This window comes from Desulfatiferula olefinivorans (assembly GCF_054657895.1).
In genome coordinates this window covers 59,624-77,144 of sequence record NZ_BAAHXV010000016.1, presented here as the reverse complement: position 1 = coordinate 77,144, position 17,521 = coordinate 59,624, and the positions used below count along the sequence as shown (strand labels likewise).

Genomic DNA, 17,521 nt, shown 5'->3' with positions numbered 1-17,521 from the left:
TCAGGATAATTGTATTGAAAACCGCTCTTTGGGGGGGTTGAAATACCCGTGTTTGAGCGAGGGAAACGTTTTTTTCAGCGTGGTGATCAGACGTCCCATGCCCATGGGACCGTCCTGGGCGTCGGCGCTGCGCATCACCTGATAATACCGAAGGGGATCGTAATTCAGGTTGCGCCATTGAATCAGATGGACCGGATGCTCCTTCATAAAGGAAAGGAGGGCCGCAGCCTCCTGGACCGTATCGGTGATGCCCGGACAGTTCAAATAGTTGATCGCCACAAATCCACCCTTGGAACGGGCGATGTCGATGCTTTTCAGCACATCGGCGAAGCGGTATCCCTGGGGCCTGAAGTAGGCCGTGTAGCAGGCTTCCCGTACGCTGTTCATGCTCACCCGCATGCTGTCCAGCCCGGCATCGAACAGGGCCTCGACCTGAGCGGGAAGGCCAGCGTTGGTATTCACGTTGATGGTTCCCCGATCGGTCTGACGGCGGATCATCAGCACAGCCTCGCGGATCACCTCTCCGACCATCAGGGGATCCCCTTCACAGCCCTGGCCGAAACTCACCACGGCCTCCTCGACCGCAAAAATGTGCTCGAGGGCCACCTCGGCGATTTCATCGGGCGTGGGCGTAAAGGCGATGCGCTCCTGGCAGCAGGACAGAGCCGGTGTCGTCTGGAGGGAAATGCATCCCAGACAGCGGGCGTTGCAGTGCCGGGAGCTGGGCAGGGGCGCTTCGCACCGCCCGATGAAAAAATTCTTCGCCGCCGGACACCCGCTGACCAGGGCGCAATGCTCCAGATGCTCTCTCAGGCGGTTTTCGGGGTATTTGACTCTGAGGGACGCAACACCGGCACGGACCTTGTCGAGGGGCATCAAACGAAGATCCTGGCGCCGTTCACGATCCACCTGTATGGCCGCGGAACGGAAACCGCCGGGACCCCATCCGGCGGCTCCGTAAGAAAAAAGGGGCAGAAATCCGGCGCCGGCTCGTTCCTCATAGGCGCAAACCGCCGTATTGACATACCCGGGTGAATTGAACACGGCCACGGGAAACAGCGGCTCACCGGGCTCATATGGGTTTTCCTCGAGGGTTTCCACGCATCCCCGCCTGAGGTTGAAAACCATGGGCTTCCGGTCCGGCAGCATCATGATTTCACTGCCGTGGGGCATGGCCCCGGTGTTTCCGTCGGTCAGCGGAACAAACCGGTCCCCGTCCATGCCCAGCGCGGCGTACCCTGAAAGTTCGAACACCTCGCCTGTGGGTCGGGCCACCAGAGCCTCGATGTAAGCCCCTCCCGCCGGTTTTCGCGCTGTTTTTTTCTTACGTTTGCCCTGTCTGTTCACCGGTATGGCGTCCTTGATTCACGGTTGAGACGATTTTTTCCCGTCTACTACCACAAAACCCGATCTTTCAAAACCGAATTATCATATCTGCCCTTGCCCGAACTGTCGGCCGGCAGGTTTTTTCTTGTATTTGTCGCCCATTGATGATTATATGTGTCCGGTATTTAACGGAAGTGCTTCGGGATTTATTTCACATTATCTTCTCGCTTTGCCGCTTTATGAATTTAATACGGCGCACCGCCGGCCGGATGCATGAAATAATCCCCAAAGGCCCCTTTGATGGTGGAACGGCATAAACAACATATAGGTACACGGTGATAAGACATTTCTTTGGAAAACTAAAATCCATTTTCAAAAAACAGCGGTCAGCCGCCATCCCCTTTGCTGAACGATCACGAGAAGCTGTCAGGAACGTCCCCTATTCGGAAACGGACAAAAAGGAACGATCGCCCCGGTTCGATCCCCGCAACGCAGGGACCAAAAGCGACAAACCCTCACGGACACCGGCTCCCAGGCCCCGTGATCAACGGCCCAAATCCGAAAAACCGGCACGGACATCGGCTCCCAAGCCCCGTGAACCCAGACCCCAGCCCGAAAAGCAGGAGACCCTCGCCCCCTGGAGCATCGACGATTTCAAGGTTCCTCCGGCCGAGGGCAAGGTCCGGTTCCATGACCTCGACCTGCCGCCTTCGATCCTTCATGCCGTTGCCGACCTGAATTTTCAGTACTGCACGCCGGTCCAGGCCGGTATCCTGCCGCAGGCCCTTTCCGGCAAAGACGCCATCGGCCAGGCCCAGACCGGGACGGGGAAAAGCGCCGCCTTTCTGATCACCATCTTCACCCATATGTTCAAGCATCCCGTCAAGGGCGGCCCTCCAAAGGGTCAGCCCCGGGCATTGATTCTCGCACCGACCCGGGAACTGGTGTTGCAGATCGAAAAAGACGCCCTGGACCTTTCCAAATACACCCCCTTCAAAATCCTGTCGGTGTTTGGCGGCATGGGCTATGAAAAGCAGACCCGGGCCCTCAAGGAAAAATCCTTTGACGTGATCGTGGCCACCCCCGGCCGTCTGATCGATTTCAAGAACAAGCAGCTGATCAAGCTGGACAAGGTGGAAATTCTGGTGCTCGACGAAGCCGACCGGATGCTGGACATGGGGTTTATCCCCGATGTCCGGAAAATCGTCTACAGCACCCCCCACAAGGATCAGCGGCAGACCTTTTTCTACAGCGCCACCTTCACCCCCGAAGTCACCCGACTGGCCGAACAGTGGACCCGCGAACCCTGCAAGGTGGAAATCGAACCGGAACATGTGGCGGCGGAATCGGTCCGGCAGGTCATCTACATCACCACGACCAGTGAAAAATTTTCCCTGCTTTACAATCTGATCACCCAGGAAAAACTCGAACGGGTTCTGGTGTTCACCAACCGGCGTGACCAGGCCCGGGATCTGTCCCGCAAGTTGAGCAATCACGGCATTTCAACCGCCCTGATTTCCGGTGAAATCCAGCAGAACAAACGCATCCGGGCCCTGGAGGATTTCCGCGAAGGCAAATGCCGTGTCCTGGTGGCCACCGATGTGGCGGCCCGCGGTCTTCATGTGGATGATATCAGCCATGTGATCAATTACAACCTGCCCCAGGATCCGGAAAGCTACGTTCATCGGATCGGCCGCACCGGCCGGGCCGGCACCCAGGGGATATCCGTCAGTTTCGCCTGCGAGGATGATTCCTTTCACATTCCCGACATCGAGGCCTTCCTTGGCAACGATCTGGTCTGTGAACACCCCGACGACTGCCTGCTCGCCGACCCGCCGGCCCCAGTCCGAAATGCCGGAGGCGACGCGTCGGACCGTGTGTCCGATCCAAAGCGCAAACGATCCCGCACCCGAAGACCCCGGTCCGAAGGCGGTGACTCCCGTCGTCCCCCGTCGGATTCCGGTGATGCCCCGTCCTCGTCCCGCCCCCCCCGCGCTTCGGGCCCGAGGCGACGATCCCGCTCGAGACGTCCGTCCAAGCCCGATCGTTCACCGGAAGCGTGACCCATGAACGAACCGACCCTGATCTTCGATCTTGGGGGCGTTTTTATCGAACTGACCGGTGTTTCCCAGATGCGCGAATGGACGGGTCACCGGCTTTCGGTCGACGAACTCTGGTCGATCTGGCTTCATTCGGAGGCGGTGCGACGGTTTGAAAGCGGCCTGCTCGATCCCCGGTCCTTTGCCCAGGGCGTGATCGACGATTACGCCCTGTCCATCGACATCGACGTATTTCTGGACCATTTTTCTTCATGGTCGAACCATCTGTTCCCCGGCTCCCGCCGCCTTCTTTCTGCTCTTTCGGAACGCTACACCCTGGCCAGTCTGTCCAACACCAATGCCATCCACTGGACCAATCTCTGTGAACGTTTCGGTATCGACCGGTATTTCCATCACAATTTTCCCTCCCATCAGATCGGCCGCGTCAAGCCGGCCATCGATACCTTCACCTATGTGATCGATCAGCTGGACAGCCCCGCCGAACAGATCTTTTTTTTCGACGATCACCCGGACAACATCGCATCGGCCCGACAGGCCGGCCTCAACGCCCATCAGGTCGTCGGCCTCGACGATTTGAACCGCACCCTGTCCAGCCTGTCTCTCATTTGATTCACCGCCCCGGGGCCGGCCGGGTTTTACTGTTGACCTGACCGTTCGATCCCATTATATTTTCAACAAAACCAGACACGTCTTACGCTTTCGTGCCTTGAAAACCGTTTTTGCCCCAAACGTTTCCAAGTCACTTAACCTCCGCACCCTTTTTTAAGGAGAAAGTCCATGCGTTTTCGAAAACGTTTGTTACTCCATGGGTTTTTAACCCTTTTCGTCCTCTGTCTTTTTCCGTGGGTCCATCCGGCCCAGGCCAACCCCGCATCGCCCTTCACCTTCGGCCTTCTTCTTGTGGGTCCCATGAACGACCACGGCTGGAGCCAGGCCCATTACGATGCCGGAAAATACGTTGAGACGCATCTGCCCGGCACCCGAATGCTGTTCATTGACAAGGTCAATCCCGCCGATCGCCCCGGTATCACGATTCCCCAGCTGGTTGACGACATGATCGAGAAGGGGGCCTCGCTGATCATCGCCAATTCCGATGACATGAGTGACGGCATTCTCGAAGCGGCCCTGATGCATCCCGACACCGCCTTCATTCACGTGTCCGGCGACGGAGCCCTGACCGGCAAGGCTCCGAAAAACCTCAGCAATGTCATGGGTCGGATGGAGTATGCCAAGATGATGGCCGGTTTCACGGCGGCCATGACCACCCGCACGGGAAAAATCGGCTACCTGGGACCGTTGATCAACGATGAGACACGGCGTTTGAGCGTGGCCTGCTTCCTGGGTGCGCGCTACGCCTGGGACCGCGTGCTTAAACGAAAACCCGAAGACCTTCGTTTCGAGGTGTCCTGGATCGGTTTCTGGTTTAACATTCCCGGTGTCACCGCGGATCCCACCCAGGTGGCCTCTCACTTTTTCGATTCGGGCTTCGATGTTCTGATTTCCGGTATCGATACCTCCGAAGCCGTCAGTGTTGCAAAGCAGAAGCGCCTGTCCGGCAAGGATGTCCGCGCCATTCCCTATGACTACAAACATGCCTGTGACGGCGCCGATACGGTCTGTCTCGGTGTACCCTATTTCAACTGGGGTCCGAGTTATGTCGATCTGATCGGCCGGGCCATGGCCGGCACGCTGACCCAGCAATGGATCTGGCTCTCACCCAACTGGTCGGATATCAATGATCCCGATGCCGGTCATGTGGGCTTCCTCAAAGGACCTGCGATGACCGCCGACGTGTCCGCCGCCCTGGATCAATTCATCGCCGATCTGGGATCGGGCAAGGTTCACCTGTTCACGGGTCCCCTGAACTATCAGGACGGCAGCGTGTTTCTCGCCCCGGGCGACGTCGCCACGGACCGGAATATTTGGTACATGCCCCAGTTGCTCCAGGGCATGCACGGACAGAGTCGTGTCAAATAACGGTGCCTGCCCCGGGTTTACGGCCCTTTTTCTCGGCCTGACGGCTCTGTTGACCTTTCTTCCTGTCGCACAAGGCGGACGGTTTGATTGAACTCATCGACATTCATAAGCATTACGGGACCCTACGGGCCAACGACGGCATCAGCCTGACCATCGAGGACGGTGCCGTTCATGCCGTTCTTGGTGAGAACGGCGCCGGGAAAAGCACCCTGATGAAAATCCTGGCCGGCTACATCCCCAAAACCTCCGGCCGGATCATCGTCAACGGGACGCCCGTGTCCTTTTCCTCCACCCGGGATGCGGCCGATGCCGGCATCGGCATGCTCTATCAGGATCCCATGGATTTTCCCCAGCTGACGGTGATCGAAAACTTCATGATCGGTCAGGCCCGGGGACTGTTCATCCGAAACGATCGGTTTGTGGGAAAATTCTACCGCATCGCAAACTCCCTCGGCTTTTCGCTGGATCCCGATCGAACGGCGGCATCGTTAACCGTCGGGGAACGTCAGCAGCTTGAACTCATCCGCCTCCTTTCCCTGGGCCGTCGTGTGCTGATCCTCGATGAACCGACCACCGGGATTTCCGACACTCAGAAGGACATTCTGTTTACCGCTCTCACCCGGCTGACCGAACAGGGAAAAAGCATTGTTCTGGTCTCTCATAAACTCGAGGATGTGGCAGCTTTCTGTGACCGGATCACGGTCCTGCGACAGGGTCGGGTCAGCGGACACATGACCCGGCCCTTTAATACCTCGGCCCTGCTTTCCATGATGTTTGACGCCCCCTCAAACCCTCCAAAACGACACCGTCCCCGTCCCGGTCCCCTTGTTCTGAGTATGGACAAGGTCTCGGCCCGTGGCGGACGCACCGGCCTTCACCGCCTGTCCGTGAACATTCATGAACAGGAAATCATCGGCCTGGCCGGACTTGAAGGCAGCGGTCAGGACGTCTTTTTGCGTGTGGCGTCGGGCTTGGTTCCCCTGAGCCGGGGAGCGCTGTTCGTCGATAACGAGGACTTCAGCCGTCGGAGTCATGTCGATTTTCAACGGGCCGGAATCGCTTTTCTTCCGTCGTCGCGTCTTGAAGAAGGCCTGATTCCCGGTCTCTCCCTGATGGATCACCATGCGTTGGGCTCTCAACCGCCTTCGTTTTTTTTGTCCCGACGCCGCATCGACCGACAGGCCCGACAGGCCATCGATGCCTTTCAGATCAAGGCGCAGCCCCGGTCCCGTGTGGAAACCCTGTCCGGCGGCAATCAGCAGCGACTCCTTTTGTCCCTGCTGCCCCCCCGTCCCCGTCTGCTTCTGCTTGAACAGCCGACCCGGGGCCTGGACCTCTCGTCGGCCTATAGCATTTGGACAAAACTTCAATCGCTCTGCCTCACGGATCGTACCGCCATCGTGTTTACCTCGTCGGAACTCGATGAAATCATGATGGTGGCCCACCGGATTCTTGTTTTTTATGACGGCGTTATGGTTCTTGACCGTCCGACCCAGGACACCTCCGTCAGGGAGCTTGGTGCCGCTTTATCTGGAAAGGATGTATCATTTTGATTTTAAAGACCATTCAAATCAATTGTTTCATGTGAAACAGGAGTGATTTCATGATGGAACCGGTTTCTTCGACACAAAAAATTGCCCGAATGATGTTGACCCATCCTGTGGTTTTCTTGCTGGTGTCCCTGATCCCGGTTTATCTGATCACCAATCTGATCCTGCTGGTCAGCGGGGTGAACCCCCACCATGCCTATCATCAGATCATTCTGGGATCCCTGTCCTCCTGGGTCCGGGTGGGCCACGTGATCAAGGCCTGGATTCCCCTCACCCTGTGTTCCATCGGTCTGGTGTTTACCTTCCGGATCAATCTCTGGAACATCGGTGTGGAAGGTCAGATGATGATCGGTGCGGTGTTTGCCATGACTGTGTTGCGCCTTTTCCCGACATCCGGACTGCCCGTCGCGGTGCTGGTGATTTCCATGGCCGCCTCGATGATGGGAGGCGCCCTCTGGGCGTTGGTTGCAGGTTTTTTGAAAACCAAGGGCGGAGTCAATGAAATTTTTGCGGGTCTGGGCTTGAATTTTGTGGCCCAGGGCTGGATTCTGTGGCTGATTTTCGGGCCCTGGAAACGTCCGGGCGTTGCTTCGATGAGCGGTACGGAGATGATTGCCCGGGAGCTGTGGCTTTCCCTGATCAAACCCACGGCTATTCCGGCCTCGGCTCTGGTCCTGACGGTTCTGTTTCTGCTTTTGTCCTTTTTCCTGGTCCATCTGACCCGGATCGGCCTGGCCTTCCAGGCCATCGGTCTCAATCCGTCGGCTGCGCGCCTGTACGGCTTGCGGCCCGTCCGATACATGATGCTGGCCTTATGCCTGGGCGGAGGTCTCGCGGGCATGGCCGGTGCAATCCAGGTGACCGGCGTCTATCACCGTCTGATTCCATCCATTTCCAGTAATTACGGTTACCTTGCCCTTCTGGTGGTGATGCTCTCCGGCCATGATATCCGGGTGGTGCCGGTGGTTTCCCTGATCTTTGCCTGTTTGAATGTCGGCAGCATCCAGCTGCCCATGGTGCTGGGCCTGGACTCCTCCCTGGGAGGCGTCATTCAGGGGTCTTTGGTCCTGACGTTTATCGCGCTTCATGCCTTGCGGCGCAGGCTTTTACAGCCCACGGAGAAACAGTGACCATGACCGATCTTCCCGTCATCCTTATTCTTTCCGGCATTGTCGCCGGTGCAAGCCCCGTGATTTTCGCGGCCCTGGGTGAAACCATCACCGAGAAAAGCGGGATCATCAACCTGTCTCTGGACGGTACGCTGCTTCTCTCCGCCATGACCGCCTTTGTCACAGCATACCGAACCGGGTCCCTTTTCCTGGGATGTGTGTCCGGTGCGATAACAGGCATGCTCGTCACCCTCATTGTTCTGGTGTTCAGCCTTTACCTGCGTGTTTCCCAGGTAGCCGTGGGATTTATCCTGACCCTGACCTGCCGGGACCTGGCGTATTTTCTGGGCAATCCCTTCACCCGGCTGAACGGCCCTCCGATGGTCCCTGTACCTATCCCCCTGCTGTCCGATCTTCCTTTTGCGGGGCCCGTCTTTTTTTCACACACGGTTCCGGTATACGGCAGTATCATCCTCATTGCCGTGACCTTCCGGTACCTTGAAAAAACCCCCTTCGGGCTTCGTGTCAAGGCTGTGGGTGAACACCCGCAGGCGGCTTATTCCCGGGGCATTCGACCCTCGACGGTTCAGATGGTTCACGGACTGATCGGCGGGGCCCTGGTGGGATTGGGGGGGGCGACCTTCTCACTGTTCGTCAAGGCCGGTTGGGGACGTCCCCAGGGGTGTGAGGGCATCGGATGGATCGCCCTGGCCCTGGTTATTTTCGGCGGATGGCGTCCCCTTCGCGTGGCGTTGGGATGTTACCTGTTTTCTTTTCTCCAGGTGATGGGCATTTACTTTCAACAATGGTTTCCCTCGGTTCCCTCCCAGATTTTTCAGGTGGCGCCCTTTCCCCTAATGATTTTTTCTCTGGTGCTCATTCACGTGTCCCAAACGACACCCCGATCTTCCCAAGCGGAAACGAAACGCTTTTTCAGACGACTGACCGATCGGCTGAGGGCCACGGCTCCGTCCAGCCTCGGCAAACCCTTTCACCGATGACCGATTTTCGGAGCAGAGCCTCAAAAAATTCGGCTTCGAAAAACATCGATATTCAGACGATCTTAATTTGGCGAATAGACAGGCTTACAAAAAGGATTCGGGTCCTCAAATCGCGTTGTTTGGCGGCTTTTAAATCGGGGTGTTTTTGCTGTGGCCGAGTTCCAGGGCGCACCACCCGTTTTCACATGTTTCCCCGGACGGCGTCATCCCAAGACGGTCATACCGGCTGATCAGCTGCCCTTTTTCTTCGACACGGAAACCGGAGATCACCAGAACTCCGTCAGGGGTCAACCGGTCCCGAAAAAAACGGCCCATATCAATCAGCGTGGGAAAACGAAGATTCGCGGCAATCAGATCGAAGCACATTTCGGGTGGAATGGTGTCATCGATGAGGATTCGGTGTTCGAGGGCGTTCAGCCGGACATTCTCGTCCGCCTCGTTTCGGGCAACGGCATCGATATCCGTTCCCAGGACCAGCTCTGCCCCAAGAAGAGCCATGGCAACGGCCAGAACACCCGTGCCCGTGCCCACGTCCAGGGCATGGTTGAACCGCTTTCGGGTCGACACCTCATCCAGAGCCGCCAGGCAAAGCCGGGTGGTGGGATGGGTTCCCCGTCCGAAGGAGATCCCTTTGTTCAGGCGGATCACGACCTCGGTCCGGGCGGCATCAACCCGTATTTCAGGGGGACAAAGCACGATCCGTGACGATACGCGAACCTTCCGGTTGAAGGAGAGGCCCACGCAGGTCCGGCCGTAAAGGTCCAGATACTCCAACTGATTATCCCGAATCAGGTCGTCGATCAACCGGCGACTCCGCCGATAATCCAAACCGCTTTGATCACGCACATAGCGAATCAAATCCGACGGAGTCCACATCCGCTCCTGCACGGACAGATGCGTCAGAATCCGGGATGCAAGCAATTGATGCTCGTTTTCGGGATCACAGGGTGCCGTCATGGCCTTCCCGCTTGAGCAAGTCGGCATACCACAGGGCATAGGCAAACATCCCCCGGTATTTATCGTTGTTGTTCATCAGCGCCAAGGCCATTTCCATAACCCCTTCGGCAAAGGCCACCGACGAGGTTTCTTCCCGGCGTGTCTGGAGAAATTCGTGAACCAACTGGTTGACCGTACGCTTGGATACGTCTTTACGGATATCCAGGGGGTCCTTGGGTTCTTCGAAGGGATCCCATGCCTCGTATCCCTGTTGTAGAATCCGTTTCTGCCCCCGTTTCCCCATGCCGTCGAAGATGGCTTGTTTCCGTCGCTCGCGGTCTTCGTCACGGGCGGTCATGAAATAACCTCCAGCCCCGGCAGGCCCAGATACTCCTCGTTGTAATCGGTAAGCAGGCACATGGACAGAGGCACCAGAATATCCCCCATCTGCTTGTATTTGGATTTGATCGTTCTGACCATCAAATGGCTGATGGCGTACAGTTGACTGTAAACCGCATCCATATTCAACGTCGGATAGGGTTTACCCGGTTCAAAGCCGGACAAGCCGCAGGTATGCCCAATACCTCCGGCGGACGTGGGGATACCGTAAACCCGGCAGGCTATGGGCCTACTGTCATACATCCAGCACTGGTTGGTTTCATCCAGAAGGGGGCAGGCAATCCGGGTTTTGGAAATCACCTCCAGGATTCTCTCGCTGTCGACTCCTTTTTTATCCGCCTCGGTGGCCTGTTTTTTCAGTTTGAAAATCTTCCGGTCCGCTTCACCTGCATAGGTGATGATCTCGTGACGCAATTTTCCGGTAAACCGTTCATCGAAACGGCGTTTGATGTACATGGCCTCGATGAGGGTCAGATCGAACAATGCGTGGCAGCAGTCGGCGCAGCCGGGTTTGCATGTCACACATGTACCGTGGTCTTTTTTTACTTGGTCGCAGACGCTGTCAATGTGTTTGACCAGCGACTCATATTTTTCGAAAAACATAGAAACATCCATATTATCTCTCTCTATCGTTTCACGTGAAACATTGACTTTTTTCAAAGCCGTCATTATTTACCGATGCAAAAGCCCTGAAAAATCCGGTCCAGGAGATCCTCGCGAACCGACGACCCAAGAATGTCATTTAACGCGTCAACACAGGACGCCACATCCTCGGCCGTCAGCTCGACCCCCCGGCCGTCATTCACCCCTTTTATGATGTCGTCACAGGCCTGTAAAGCTTTTTCGATCAGATGCATGTGACGGGCATTGGGAACCACACTGCTGCGATCCTCGGGTAAATCTCCGAGAACGGCATCGGCCAGGACGGTTTTCAGTTGGTCAAGGCCGGTACGATGCAAGGCTGAAATACGAATATCCGGGTCAAAAAGACTGGGCGCCGCGTTCCCGGAACCGCCGAGATCGACTTTATTTTCGACCCGTACCACGATCTTGCGGGTATGAAATCGCTGATAGAGAGACACGAGGGTCTCTTTCTCGGCATCGTCCATGGGGCGTGATCCGTCAACCATCAGAAGGATCACATCGGCCGATTCCATTCGGTCCAGGGTACGGGCAATACCCATCTGCTCGACCTGATCCCGTGTGTCGTGGATGCCGGCCGTATCCGTCAGTTCAAACGGAATGCCGTCGATGGTGATCAGGTCATCGATCAGATCCCGCGTGGTTCCGGGAATGGGGGTGACGATGGCCTTGTCCTTGTCCAGCAGGGCGTTGAGAAGGCTGGATTTGCCGGAGTTGGGAGGACCGGCGATCACGACCCTGAGGCCGTCCCTGTAGATATTGCCGTCATTGAAATTTTTTTTAAGGCGCAGCAGGGGCTCCTGAACACGGGCACACATCAGGGTCAGGATGTCCCGGGAATCAAGAATATCACCGACATCATCGGGAAAATCAAGGGCGGCTTCAATGCGTGCCTGAAGATCCGAAAGGGAATCAACCACGGACTGGATGCACCGGCGCAGTTCTCCCTGAACCTGAGAAAGCGCCATATCGAGGGATGACGCCGTTCGGGCGTTGATGATGTCAATGACCGCTTCGGCCTGGGTCAGGTCGATGCGCCCGTTGAGGTAAGCACGTTTGGTAAACTCACCTGGATCGGCCGGGCGGGCCCCCCGGGCGTAGAGAAGGTCGAGGATTTTCCGTAGAACGATGGGACTGGCGTGGGACTGGATTTCAACGACATCCTCGGCCGTATAGGATCGGGGGCCCTTCATGTAAATGATCAGGACCTCGTCGATGATCCGTTGCTGCTCATCTTGAACAAACCCATAGGTCACATGATGGGACGGCAGGGTCCCGGGGACGCGATGATCCGGAAGAACAAACACCGAACATGCCAGGGACAGGGCATCGGGTCCGGACAGGCGGATGATGCCGATACCGCCCCGACCGGTCGGGGTCGAAAGGGCTGCTATGGTGCCGTGAGCCATCTTTTGATCCATCAAATAAAAGAACCTGCTCCACAGGAAAATGAGGAGCAGGTTTTTATCAGGTTAAATGAATTACGCTTGTCAGTCTTTCTTTTTACGGGCTTTTCCTTTTTTGGGAAAAATGACCAGTCGACGGTAATACCCCTCACCCATGCTCTGGGTGCGGACGCTTTTATTGTCCTTGAGGGCGAGATGAACAATGCGGCGATCCTGGGCGGACATTTGACTGATGGTGGACGGTTTTCCGGTTTTGGTGACCTTGTCGGACATGCGGATGGCCATCTTTTCAAGATTTTCACGCCGCTTTTCAAGATACCCTTCCACATCGATCAGAACCCGCTTGCGTTCCAGGGAATGCTTGTTGACGATTTTATCGACAATGTATTGCATGGCTTCGAGATTTTGCCCCCGCTTGCCGATGATCACGGCCGAATCCTCGCTGGAAATGTGGTACACGAGATTTTCGCCGCTGGATTCAACCCGCACCTCAAATCCGTCGGTAATGTAGGGAAGAACGGTTTCAAGGACCTCACGGCCAATGACGTCGGCTGACTTGCCCTTGTAAAAATCGGATATAATCCGTTCACGGGGCTCGTCGTCCGGACCCTCCTCCTCATCATCATAAAGAGCGGGAACCGGTTTGGGAGCGGGTTTGGGTTTGGGACGATCCGTCCGTTCGCTTTTTGTCGCAGGCTTTGCTTCGGCAGACAGTTCAGCAATCTCAGGAGACGCAATCGGCTTGTCCGTTTTTTCAAGGCGGGGCTTTCGGGTGTTTTCGACCTGGTTCTTTTTGACGCCGAAGGCCTCGTCAACCAGATTCAGCACCCGCTGTTTGTTGCGTGTGGAATTTTCCAGGTTCACACGAATTTTGGCCTTTTTATTGCGGATGATCGAAAAGATTCCGCTTGAGCCGTTGGACAGGATATCGTACTTCAACTGATTTTTCGTGATATTGAGGGTCTGGCATGCCAGTTCGACGGCCTGGTCGACATTCTTGCCTTCAAACTCTTTACAAGAATTCATGGATTCCTCCAGTATTAAGCGTTCTTTTTCATGATGTAGTACTGCTGAAGGATCGACACAATATTGTTGACCAGCCAGTACAGTACAAGCCCTGAAGAAAAATTCATGAAGATGAACGTCATGAACACAGGCATTAACATCATCATTTTAGCCTGAGCCGGATCACCTGCGGGAGGGGCCATTTTTTGTTGAAGTACCATGGACGCGCCCATCAGCAGGGTCAACACAGGGATTCCGGTGGGTGGCTCGAAAAAAGGAATGGTGACATTGAAATGAAACAAACGATCCGGGGCCGATAAATCCGTGATCCAGGCAAAAAACGGGGCGTGGCGAAGTTCGATCGCCTGGTAGAGCATCTTGTAGAACGCGAAGAAAATCGGCATCTGAACCACCATGGGAAGGCAACCGCTCAAGGGATTGACCTTGTAGGTCCGGTAAAGGTTCATCATCTCTTCGTTCATTTTCTGTTTGTTCGCCTTGTGTTTTTCACGAATCTCGGCCACCAGGGGCTGGAGCTTTTTCATATCATTCATGGACTTGTAGCTTTTGCTGCCCAGGGGCCACAGAATGATTTTAAACAAAATGGTCAGAATAATGATGGCGATGCCGTAGTTGCCGACCACATGCAGATAGATGTAATCCATCAGCGTCAGACAAGGCTTGGCGAGAAAATCAAACCAGCCGAAATTGACGGCCTTGTCGAGTTTTGAGCCAACGGTCTTGAGGATGGACAGCTGTTTCGGTCCGTTGTAAATCGCATAGCGAAACTGTTTTTGCGTCCCCGGAGCAATCACCCCCGTCGGTTTGACCAGATGGGCCGTGATGATTTCCGACGTCTCGTCATGGGTCAACAGAATGTCTGTGCCGGCCGGTTCCCCGGGAAGAAGACTCAGCATGAAATACCGATCTTTAATAGCCAGCCAGTTGACATTGCCGGAAAACCGACCGGATTCGTCGATTTTTTTGATTTTGATTTCATTGAGTTCATTGTTCAGAAAAAAAGCCGGTCCTTCGAAGGCAATGGCTGTTTTATCGGCGATTCGATTGGACAGATGAACCATGAGATCATCACCGAAATTCCGATCGGATGCGTTTTTCACGGTAATGTGGCAATCGATCAGATAGGTGTCGGGGCTGAACACAAAGGTCTTTTCAATGACCACGCCCGATTCGGATACAAAGGTGTAGACCAGTGACCGGGACGACGAAACGACATCGATGTCGGACTCATCGACGGATACGGCAAACAGGGCCGTGTCAAGACCGGGAAGGCTGTTGTTCTTGAATGACAGCCCGTAGTTCCCGGATGTAAGGGCCGGGTCGATCAGGGACTTCAGATCCGAATCCGGGGTATTTTCCTGCTTGTACGCTTTGAGCTTGATCTGGTTCATGACCGCGCCTCGATTGGACAGAACGATCTCATAAAGCGGGGTCCGAACCGTGGTGAGTCTGATGCTCTGATCCGCAGCCGGTGTGTTGATATCCTTCAGGGATTCAACCCGGGTGATCGAATCGTCGGGTGTCGGTATCACCTCCTCCTGGGATTGGGGCTCAGCGGGCGGTAACTCCTGCGGAGCGGGCATAAAAAAATAATTCCACACCATAAAAACGAGAACGGACAGTATTATGGCGGTGAACAAATTTTTCTGTTCCATGTTGTCTCCTGATTGACGACCGGTCTTAGAATCACGAAAAGAAGGAGGGAATGCGCTGACAAATGAAATGAATTTTCAAGGTACAGGATCAAAACCCCCGGGATGAAAGGGATGGCATTTGATGATCCTCCTGAACGACAGGTAGGCGCCTTTGAGGAATCCGTGCCGCTTAAACGACTGATACGCGTACTCCGAGCAGGTCGGATAAAATCGACAATGGGGTCCCATCCACGGCGAAACAGCCAGCTGATAAAACCTGATCAATAGTAAAATCGGTATACTAAGCGTTGATTTTCTTGTCAATTCTTATAAATGCTTCATTCAGGGATTTCATCAAAGTATGATTGTTTTGAGAACCCGCGGACCGTTTTGAAATAACGTTCATATCGACGGATTCAACGATCAGAAACCTGTTTGTTCGAAAAAATTCACGTACAGTTCTTTTGATTCTGTTTCGTACGACAGCGCAGCCGACTTTTTTTGATACGGTGATTCCCAAGCGTGAATTTTTCAACATATTGTTTTTATAAACAATAATAAATTCATCTGTTTCAATTTTCTTTCCGCCTGATCGAAGGCCTGAATAATCCTTGGATCTGAGAAGCCTGTCGTGCTTGGTTAAAGAAAATTCACGCAATGACCTGAGTCCGTTAATGAATTAAGCGGAAAGTCTCTTTCTTCCCTTGGCCCTGCGACGTTTGATGATGTTGCGACCGGCCGCGGAGGCCATTCTGTTCAAAAATCCGTGTTTGCGTGCGCGTTTGATTTTGCTGGGCTGATATGTTCTTTTCATTGAAACACCTTCTATTCCTGGAATGGTTTATTAATAACTCATTGTAATCTTTTAATAAATTTAAAACTTAACCGGAAGATCTAAACACAAATCCCCGTTTTTGTCAATAATGAATTTTTTCAGTGATTTCAAATTCTTCGATATGAAAGTTTGCGTTTTTCTGAATGCGGATGGAGCGGGACAGTTCGGTTTCCAGCCTCGATACGATGTTCGCTTCCTCTCGAAACATGTAATCCGCAACATCGGGATGGACACGGACAATGAATTCGGAACCGGTCATATCACGATTGTGGCGTCTGATTTCGCGGTATATTTTTTGAACCACGGATTTCTTGGAAAGGACAAATCCGTCTCCGCTGCAGTTGGGACAATTTTCACAGAGAATTTTATTAAGGGATTTCCTGACCCGTTTACGCGTCATCTGGATCAGGCCGATTTCGGACATGGGCAGGATATTGGTCTTGCTTTTGTCGTTCTTGAACACCTCACGGAGCTCTTCGTAGATCCTGACCTTGTTCTCGTCTTTTTCCATATCGATAAAATCAAGAATGATGATGCCGCCGATATTTCTCAAACGGATCTGATAGGCGATTTCCTTGATGGCTTCCAGGTTGGTCTTGAAAATCGTCTCCTCGAAATTCTGCTTGCCCACGTAACGACCGGTGTTGACGTCAATAGACGTCAGCGCTTCGGTGTGTTCGATGACGATATACCCGCCCGATTTGAGCCAGACTTTCTTTTTGAGGGCCCGGGCAATATCCCCTTCGATGTTGTAAAAATCATAGATGGGTTCCTGACCTTCATACAGTTCGACCTTGACCTTCAGTTCGGGCATGATCTTTCGAAGAAAACTCTTGATCGACTCGTAGCCGATAGACGAATCGATGATCAGTTTGTTGGCTTCATGGGTGATCAGGTCCCGGATCGCGCGAAAGGTCACTTTGAGGTCCCGGTGCAGGGTATAAGGGGCACTGTACTGACGGTAGCGTCGTTTGATGTTTTCCCAGGAATTGACCAGAAGATCGATTTCCGTTTTGAGCTGCTCTTCATCGATGCCTTCGGCCGCCGTCCGGAAAATGTACCCGTATTTGACCTTGCGGATACGGGTCAGCAAGCTTTTCAGACGAAGACGTTCCTCGTCATGGTCAATCCGCTTGGAAATTCCGATGTGGTCCACGTTGGGCATGAGCACAAGATACCGTCCCGGAATGGAGATATAGGTCGATACCCGGGCGCCTTTGGTGCCGATGGGCGCCTTGACGATCTGGACCATGATCTGCTGCCCCTCACGCAGGAGCTGTTCGATGGGTATATTGCGGGAGGTGTTGTCCGGGGCAAAATCATCCTTGTCGGAGGCGTCGGACGATTGCAGGGCATTGTCCGGGGGTTCGTCCGCATCGAGATTCTGCTTTTTGATGACATCGTCCACATAGAGAAAGGCGGCCTGTTTGAGACCGATATCGACAAAGGCCGCCTGCATGCCGGGAAGAACCCGCTGAATGGTGCCTTTGTAAATATTCCCGGTGATGTTTTCCTCGTCACCGCGTTCGATGAACAGCTCAACAATGTTGCCGTCCTCGATCAGGGCGACCCGGGTTTCATTCTCAGTGACGTTTACGATTAACTCTTTATACATAAGGA

General features: G+C 54.4%; 17 protein-coding genes. 6 read left to right on the top strand and 11 right to left on the bottom strand.

Annotated elements, in window-relative coordinates; genetic code table 11:
• A complete protein-coding gene (locus tag ACYQ11_RS12705; RefSeq protein WP_459924169.1) occupies window positions 1-1,347 on the bottom strand; it encodes a radical SAM family protein in 1,347 nt (448 codons plus the stop codon).
• 314 nt (window positions 1,348-1,661) lie between these two features.
• Here ACYQ11_RS12705 and ACYQ11_RS12700 point away from each other — a divergent pair, with 314 nt between their 5' ends.
• The 6 genes from ACYQ11_RS12700 (at window position 1,662) to ACYQ11_RS12675 (ending at window position 9,023) form a co-directional block, all read left to right on the top strand.
• Window positions 1,662-3,389: a DEAD/DEAH box helicase gene (locus tag ACYQ11_RS12700; protein ID WP_459924168.1), complete on the top strand. Its 1,728-nt coding sequence runs from the start codon at window positions 1,662-1,664 to the stop codon at window positions 3,387-3,389.
• A gap of 3 nt (window positions 3,390-3,392) precedes the next feature.
• Window positions 3,393-3,995, top strand: coding sequence for an HAD family hydrolase (locus ACYQ11_RS12695; RefSeq protein WP_459924167.1), 603 nt, complete (start codon window positions 3,393-3,395; stop codon window positions 3,993-3,995).
• A 168-nt stretch (window positions 3,996-4,163) separates the two neighbouring features.
• Window positions 4,164-5,363: a BMP family lipoprotein gene (locus ACYQ11_RS12690; RefSeq protein ID WP_459924166.1), complete on the top strand. Its 1,200-nt coding sequence runs from the start codon at window positions 4,164-4,166 to the stop codon at window positions 5,361-5,363.
• Between the two features lie 83 nt (window positions 5,364-5,446).
• Window positions 5,447-6,916 carry an ABC transporter ATP-binding protein gene (locus ACYQ11_RS12685; protein ID WP_459924165.1) on the top strand — a complete coding sequence of 490 codons (1,470 nt, stop codon included), beginning with the start codon at window positions 5,447-5,449 and terminating at the stop codon, window positions 6,914-6,916.
• 50 nt (window positions 6,917-6,966) lie between these two features.
• Window positions 6,967-8,043, top strand: a complete 1,077-nt coding sequence (locus tag ACYQ11_RS12680) for an ABC transporter permease (protein WP_459924164.1) — start codon at window positions 6,967-6,969, stop codon at window positions 8,041-8,043.
• A gap of 2 nt (window positions 8,044-8,045) precedes the next feature.
• The gene (locus tag ACYQ11_RS12675) at window positions 8,046-9,023 is read left to right on the top strand and encodes an ABC transporter permease (protein ID WP_459924163.1); all 978 of its coding nucleotides are present in this window, start codon (window positions 8,046-8,048) and stop codon (window positions 9,021-9,023) included.
• 129 nt (window positions 9,024-9,152) lie between these two features.
• Here the strand turns inward: ACYQ11_RS12675 and ACYQ11_RS12670 are convergent, their stop codons facing one another.
• The 10 genes from ACYQ11_RS12670 to ACYQ11_RS12625 all read right to left on the bottom strand — a co-directional run bounded on the left by ACYQ11_RS12670 (window position 9,153) and on the right by ACYQ11_RS12625 (window position 17,516).
• Window positions 9,153-9,980: a 50S ribosomal protein L11 methyltransferase gene (locus tag ACYQ11_RS12670; protein WP_459924162.1), complete on the bottom strand. Its 828-nt coding sequence runs from the start codon at window positions 9,978-9,980 to the stop codon at window positions 9,153-9,155.
• Entirely contained in the window at window positions 9,964-10,317 is a 354-nt protein-coding gene (locus ACYQ11_RS12665) for a hypothetical protein (RefSeq protein ID WP_459924161.1), read from the bottom strand. The genes ACYQ11_RS12670 and ACYQ11_RS12665 overlap by 17 nt, the downstream gene beginning before the upstream one ends.
• On the bottom strand, window positions 10,314-10,961 hold the full coding sequence (locus ACYQ11_RS12660) for a YkgJ family cysteine cluster protein (protein WP_459924160.1): 648 nt from the start codon (window positions 10,959-10,961) through the stop codon (window positions 10,314-10,316). Before ACYQ11_RS12660 ends, ACYQ11_RS12665 begins: the two co-directional genes overlap by 4 nt.
• Before the next feature lie 65 nt (window positions 10,962-11,026).
• Complete coding sequence (mnmE, locus tag ACYQ11_RS12655) at window positions 11,027-12,409, bottom strand: tRNA uridine-5-carboxymethylaminomethyl(34) synthesis GTPase MnmE (protein WP_459924159.1); 1,383 nt, start codon at window positions 12,407-12,409, stop codon at window positions 11,027-11,029.
• An 81-nt stretch (window positions 12,410-12,490) separates the two neighbouring features.
• Window positions 12,491-13,432, bottom strand: a complete 942-nt coding sequence (locus tag ACYQ11_RS12650; protein ID WP_459924158.1) for a Jag family protein — start codon at window positions 13,430-13,432, stop codon at window positions 12,491-12,493.
• 14 nt (window positions 13,433-13,446) lie between these two features.
• Complete coding sequence (yidC, locus tag ACYQ11_RS12645; protein ID WP_459924157.1) at window positions 13,447-15,087, bottom strand: membrane protein insertase YidC; 1,641 nt, start codon at window positions 15,085-15,087, stop codon at window positions 13,447-13,449.
• 75 nt (window positions 15,088-15,162) lie between these two features.
• The gene (yidD, locus tag ACYQ11_RS12640; RefSeq protein ID WP_459924156.1) at window positions 15,163-15,351 is read right to left on the bottom strand and encodes a membrane protein insertion efficiency factor YidD; all 189 of its coding nucleotides are present in this window, start codon (window positions 15,349-15,351) and stop codon (window positions 15,163-15,165) included.
• A gap of 16 nt (window positions 15,352-15,367) precedes the next feature.
• Window positions 15,368-15,724 (bottom strand): ribonuclease P protein component, encoded by a 357-nt coding sequence (rnpA, locus tag ACYQ11_RS12635; protein WP_459924155.1) that lies wholly within the window; start codon window positions 15,722-15,724, stop codon window positions 15,368-15,370.
• A gap of 21 nt (window positions 15,725-15,745) precedes the next feature.
• Entirely contained in the window at window positions 15,746-15,880 is a 135-nt protein-coding gene (gene rpmH / locus ACYQ11_RS12630; RefSeq protein WP_459924154.1) for a 50S ribosomal protein L34, read from the bottom strand.
• Between the two features lie 103 nt (window positions 15,881-15,983).
• Window positions 15,984-17,516, bottom strand: coding sequence for an Rne/Rng family ribonuclease (locus ACYQ11_RS12625; protein WP_459924153.1), 1,533 nt, complete (start codon window positions 17,514-17,516; stop codon window positions 15,984-15,986).
• Window positions 17,517-17,521 lie beyond the last annotated feature (5 nt).

Excerpts from the sequence above, each read along its gene's own strand:
- ACYQ11_RS12695 (WP_459924167.1), top strand. The coding sequence starts at position 3,393 with ATGAACGAACCGACCCTGATCTTCGATCTTGGGGGCGTTTTTATCGAA.
- ACYQ11_RS12690 (WP_459924166.1), top strand. The coding sequence starts at position 4,164 with ATGCGTTTTCGAAAACGTTTGTTACTCCATGGGTTTTTAACCCTTTTC.
- ACYQ11_RS12680 (WP_459924164.1), top strand. The coding sequence starts at position 6,967 with ATGATGGAACCGGTTTCTTCGACACAAAAAATTGCCCGAATGATGTTG.
- ACYQ11_RS12675 (WP_459924163.1), top strand. The coding sequence starts at position 8,046 with ATGACCGATCTTCCCGTCATCCTTATTCTTTCCGGCATTGTCGCCGGT.
- ACYQ11_RS12670 (WP_459924162.1), bottom strand. The coding sequence starts at position 9,980 with ATGACGGCACCCTGTGATCCCGAAAACGAGCATCAATTGCTTGCATCC.
- ACYQ11_RS12665 (WP_459924161.1), bottom strand. The coding sequence starts at position 10,317 with ATGACCGCCCGTGACGAAGACCGCGAGCGACGGAAACAAGCCATCTTC.
- ACYQ11_RS12660 (WP_459924160.1), bottom strand. The coding sequence starts at position 10,961 with ATGTTTTTCGAAAAATATGAGTCGCTGGTCAAACACATTGACAGCGTC.
- mnmE (WP_459924159.1), bottom strand. The coding sequence starts at position 12,409 with ATGGCTCACGGCACCATAGCAGCCCTTTCGACCCCGACCGGTCGGGGC.
- ACYQ11_RS12650 (WP_459924158.1), bottom strand. The coding sequence starts at position 13,432 with ATGAATTCTTGTAAAGAGTTTGAAGGCAAGAATGTCGACCAGGCCGTC.
- yidC (WP_459924157.1), bottom strand. The coding sequence starts at position 15,087 with ATGGAACAGAAAAATTTGTTCACCGCCATAATACTGTCCGTTCTCGTT.
- rpmH (WP_459924154.1), bottom strand. The coding sequence starts at position 15,880 with ATGAAAAGAACATATCAGCCCAGCAAAATCAAACGCGCACGCAAACAC.
- ACYQ11_RS12625 (WP_459924153.1), bottom strand. The coding sequence starts at position 17,516 with ATGTATAAAGAGTTAATCGTAAACGTCACTGAGAATGAAACCCGGGTC.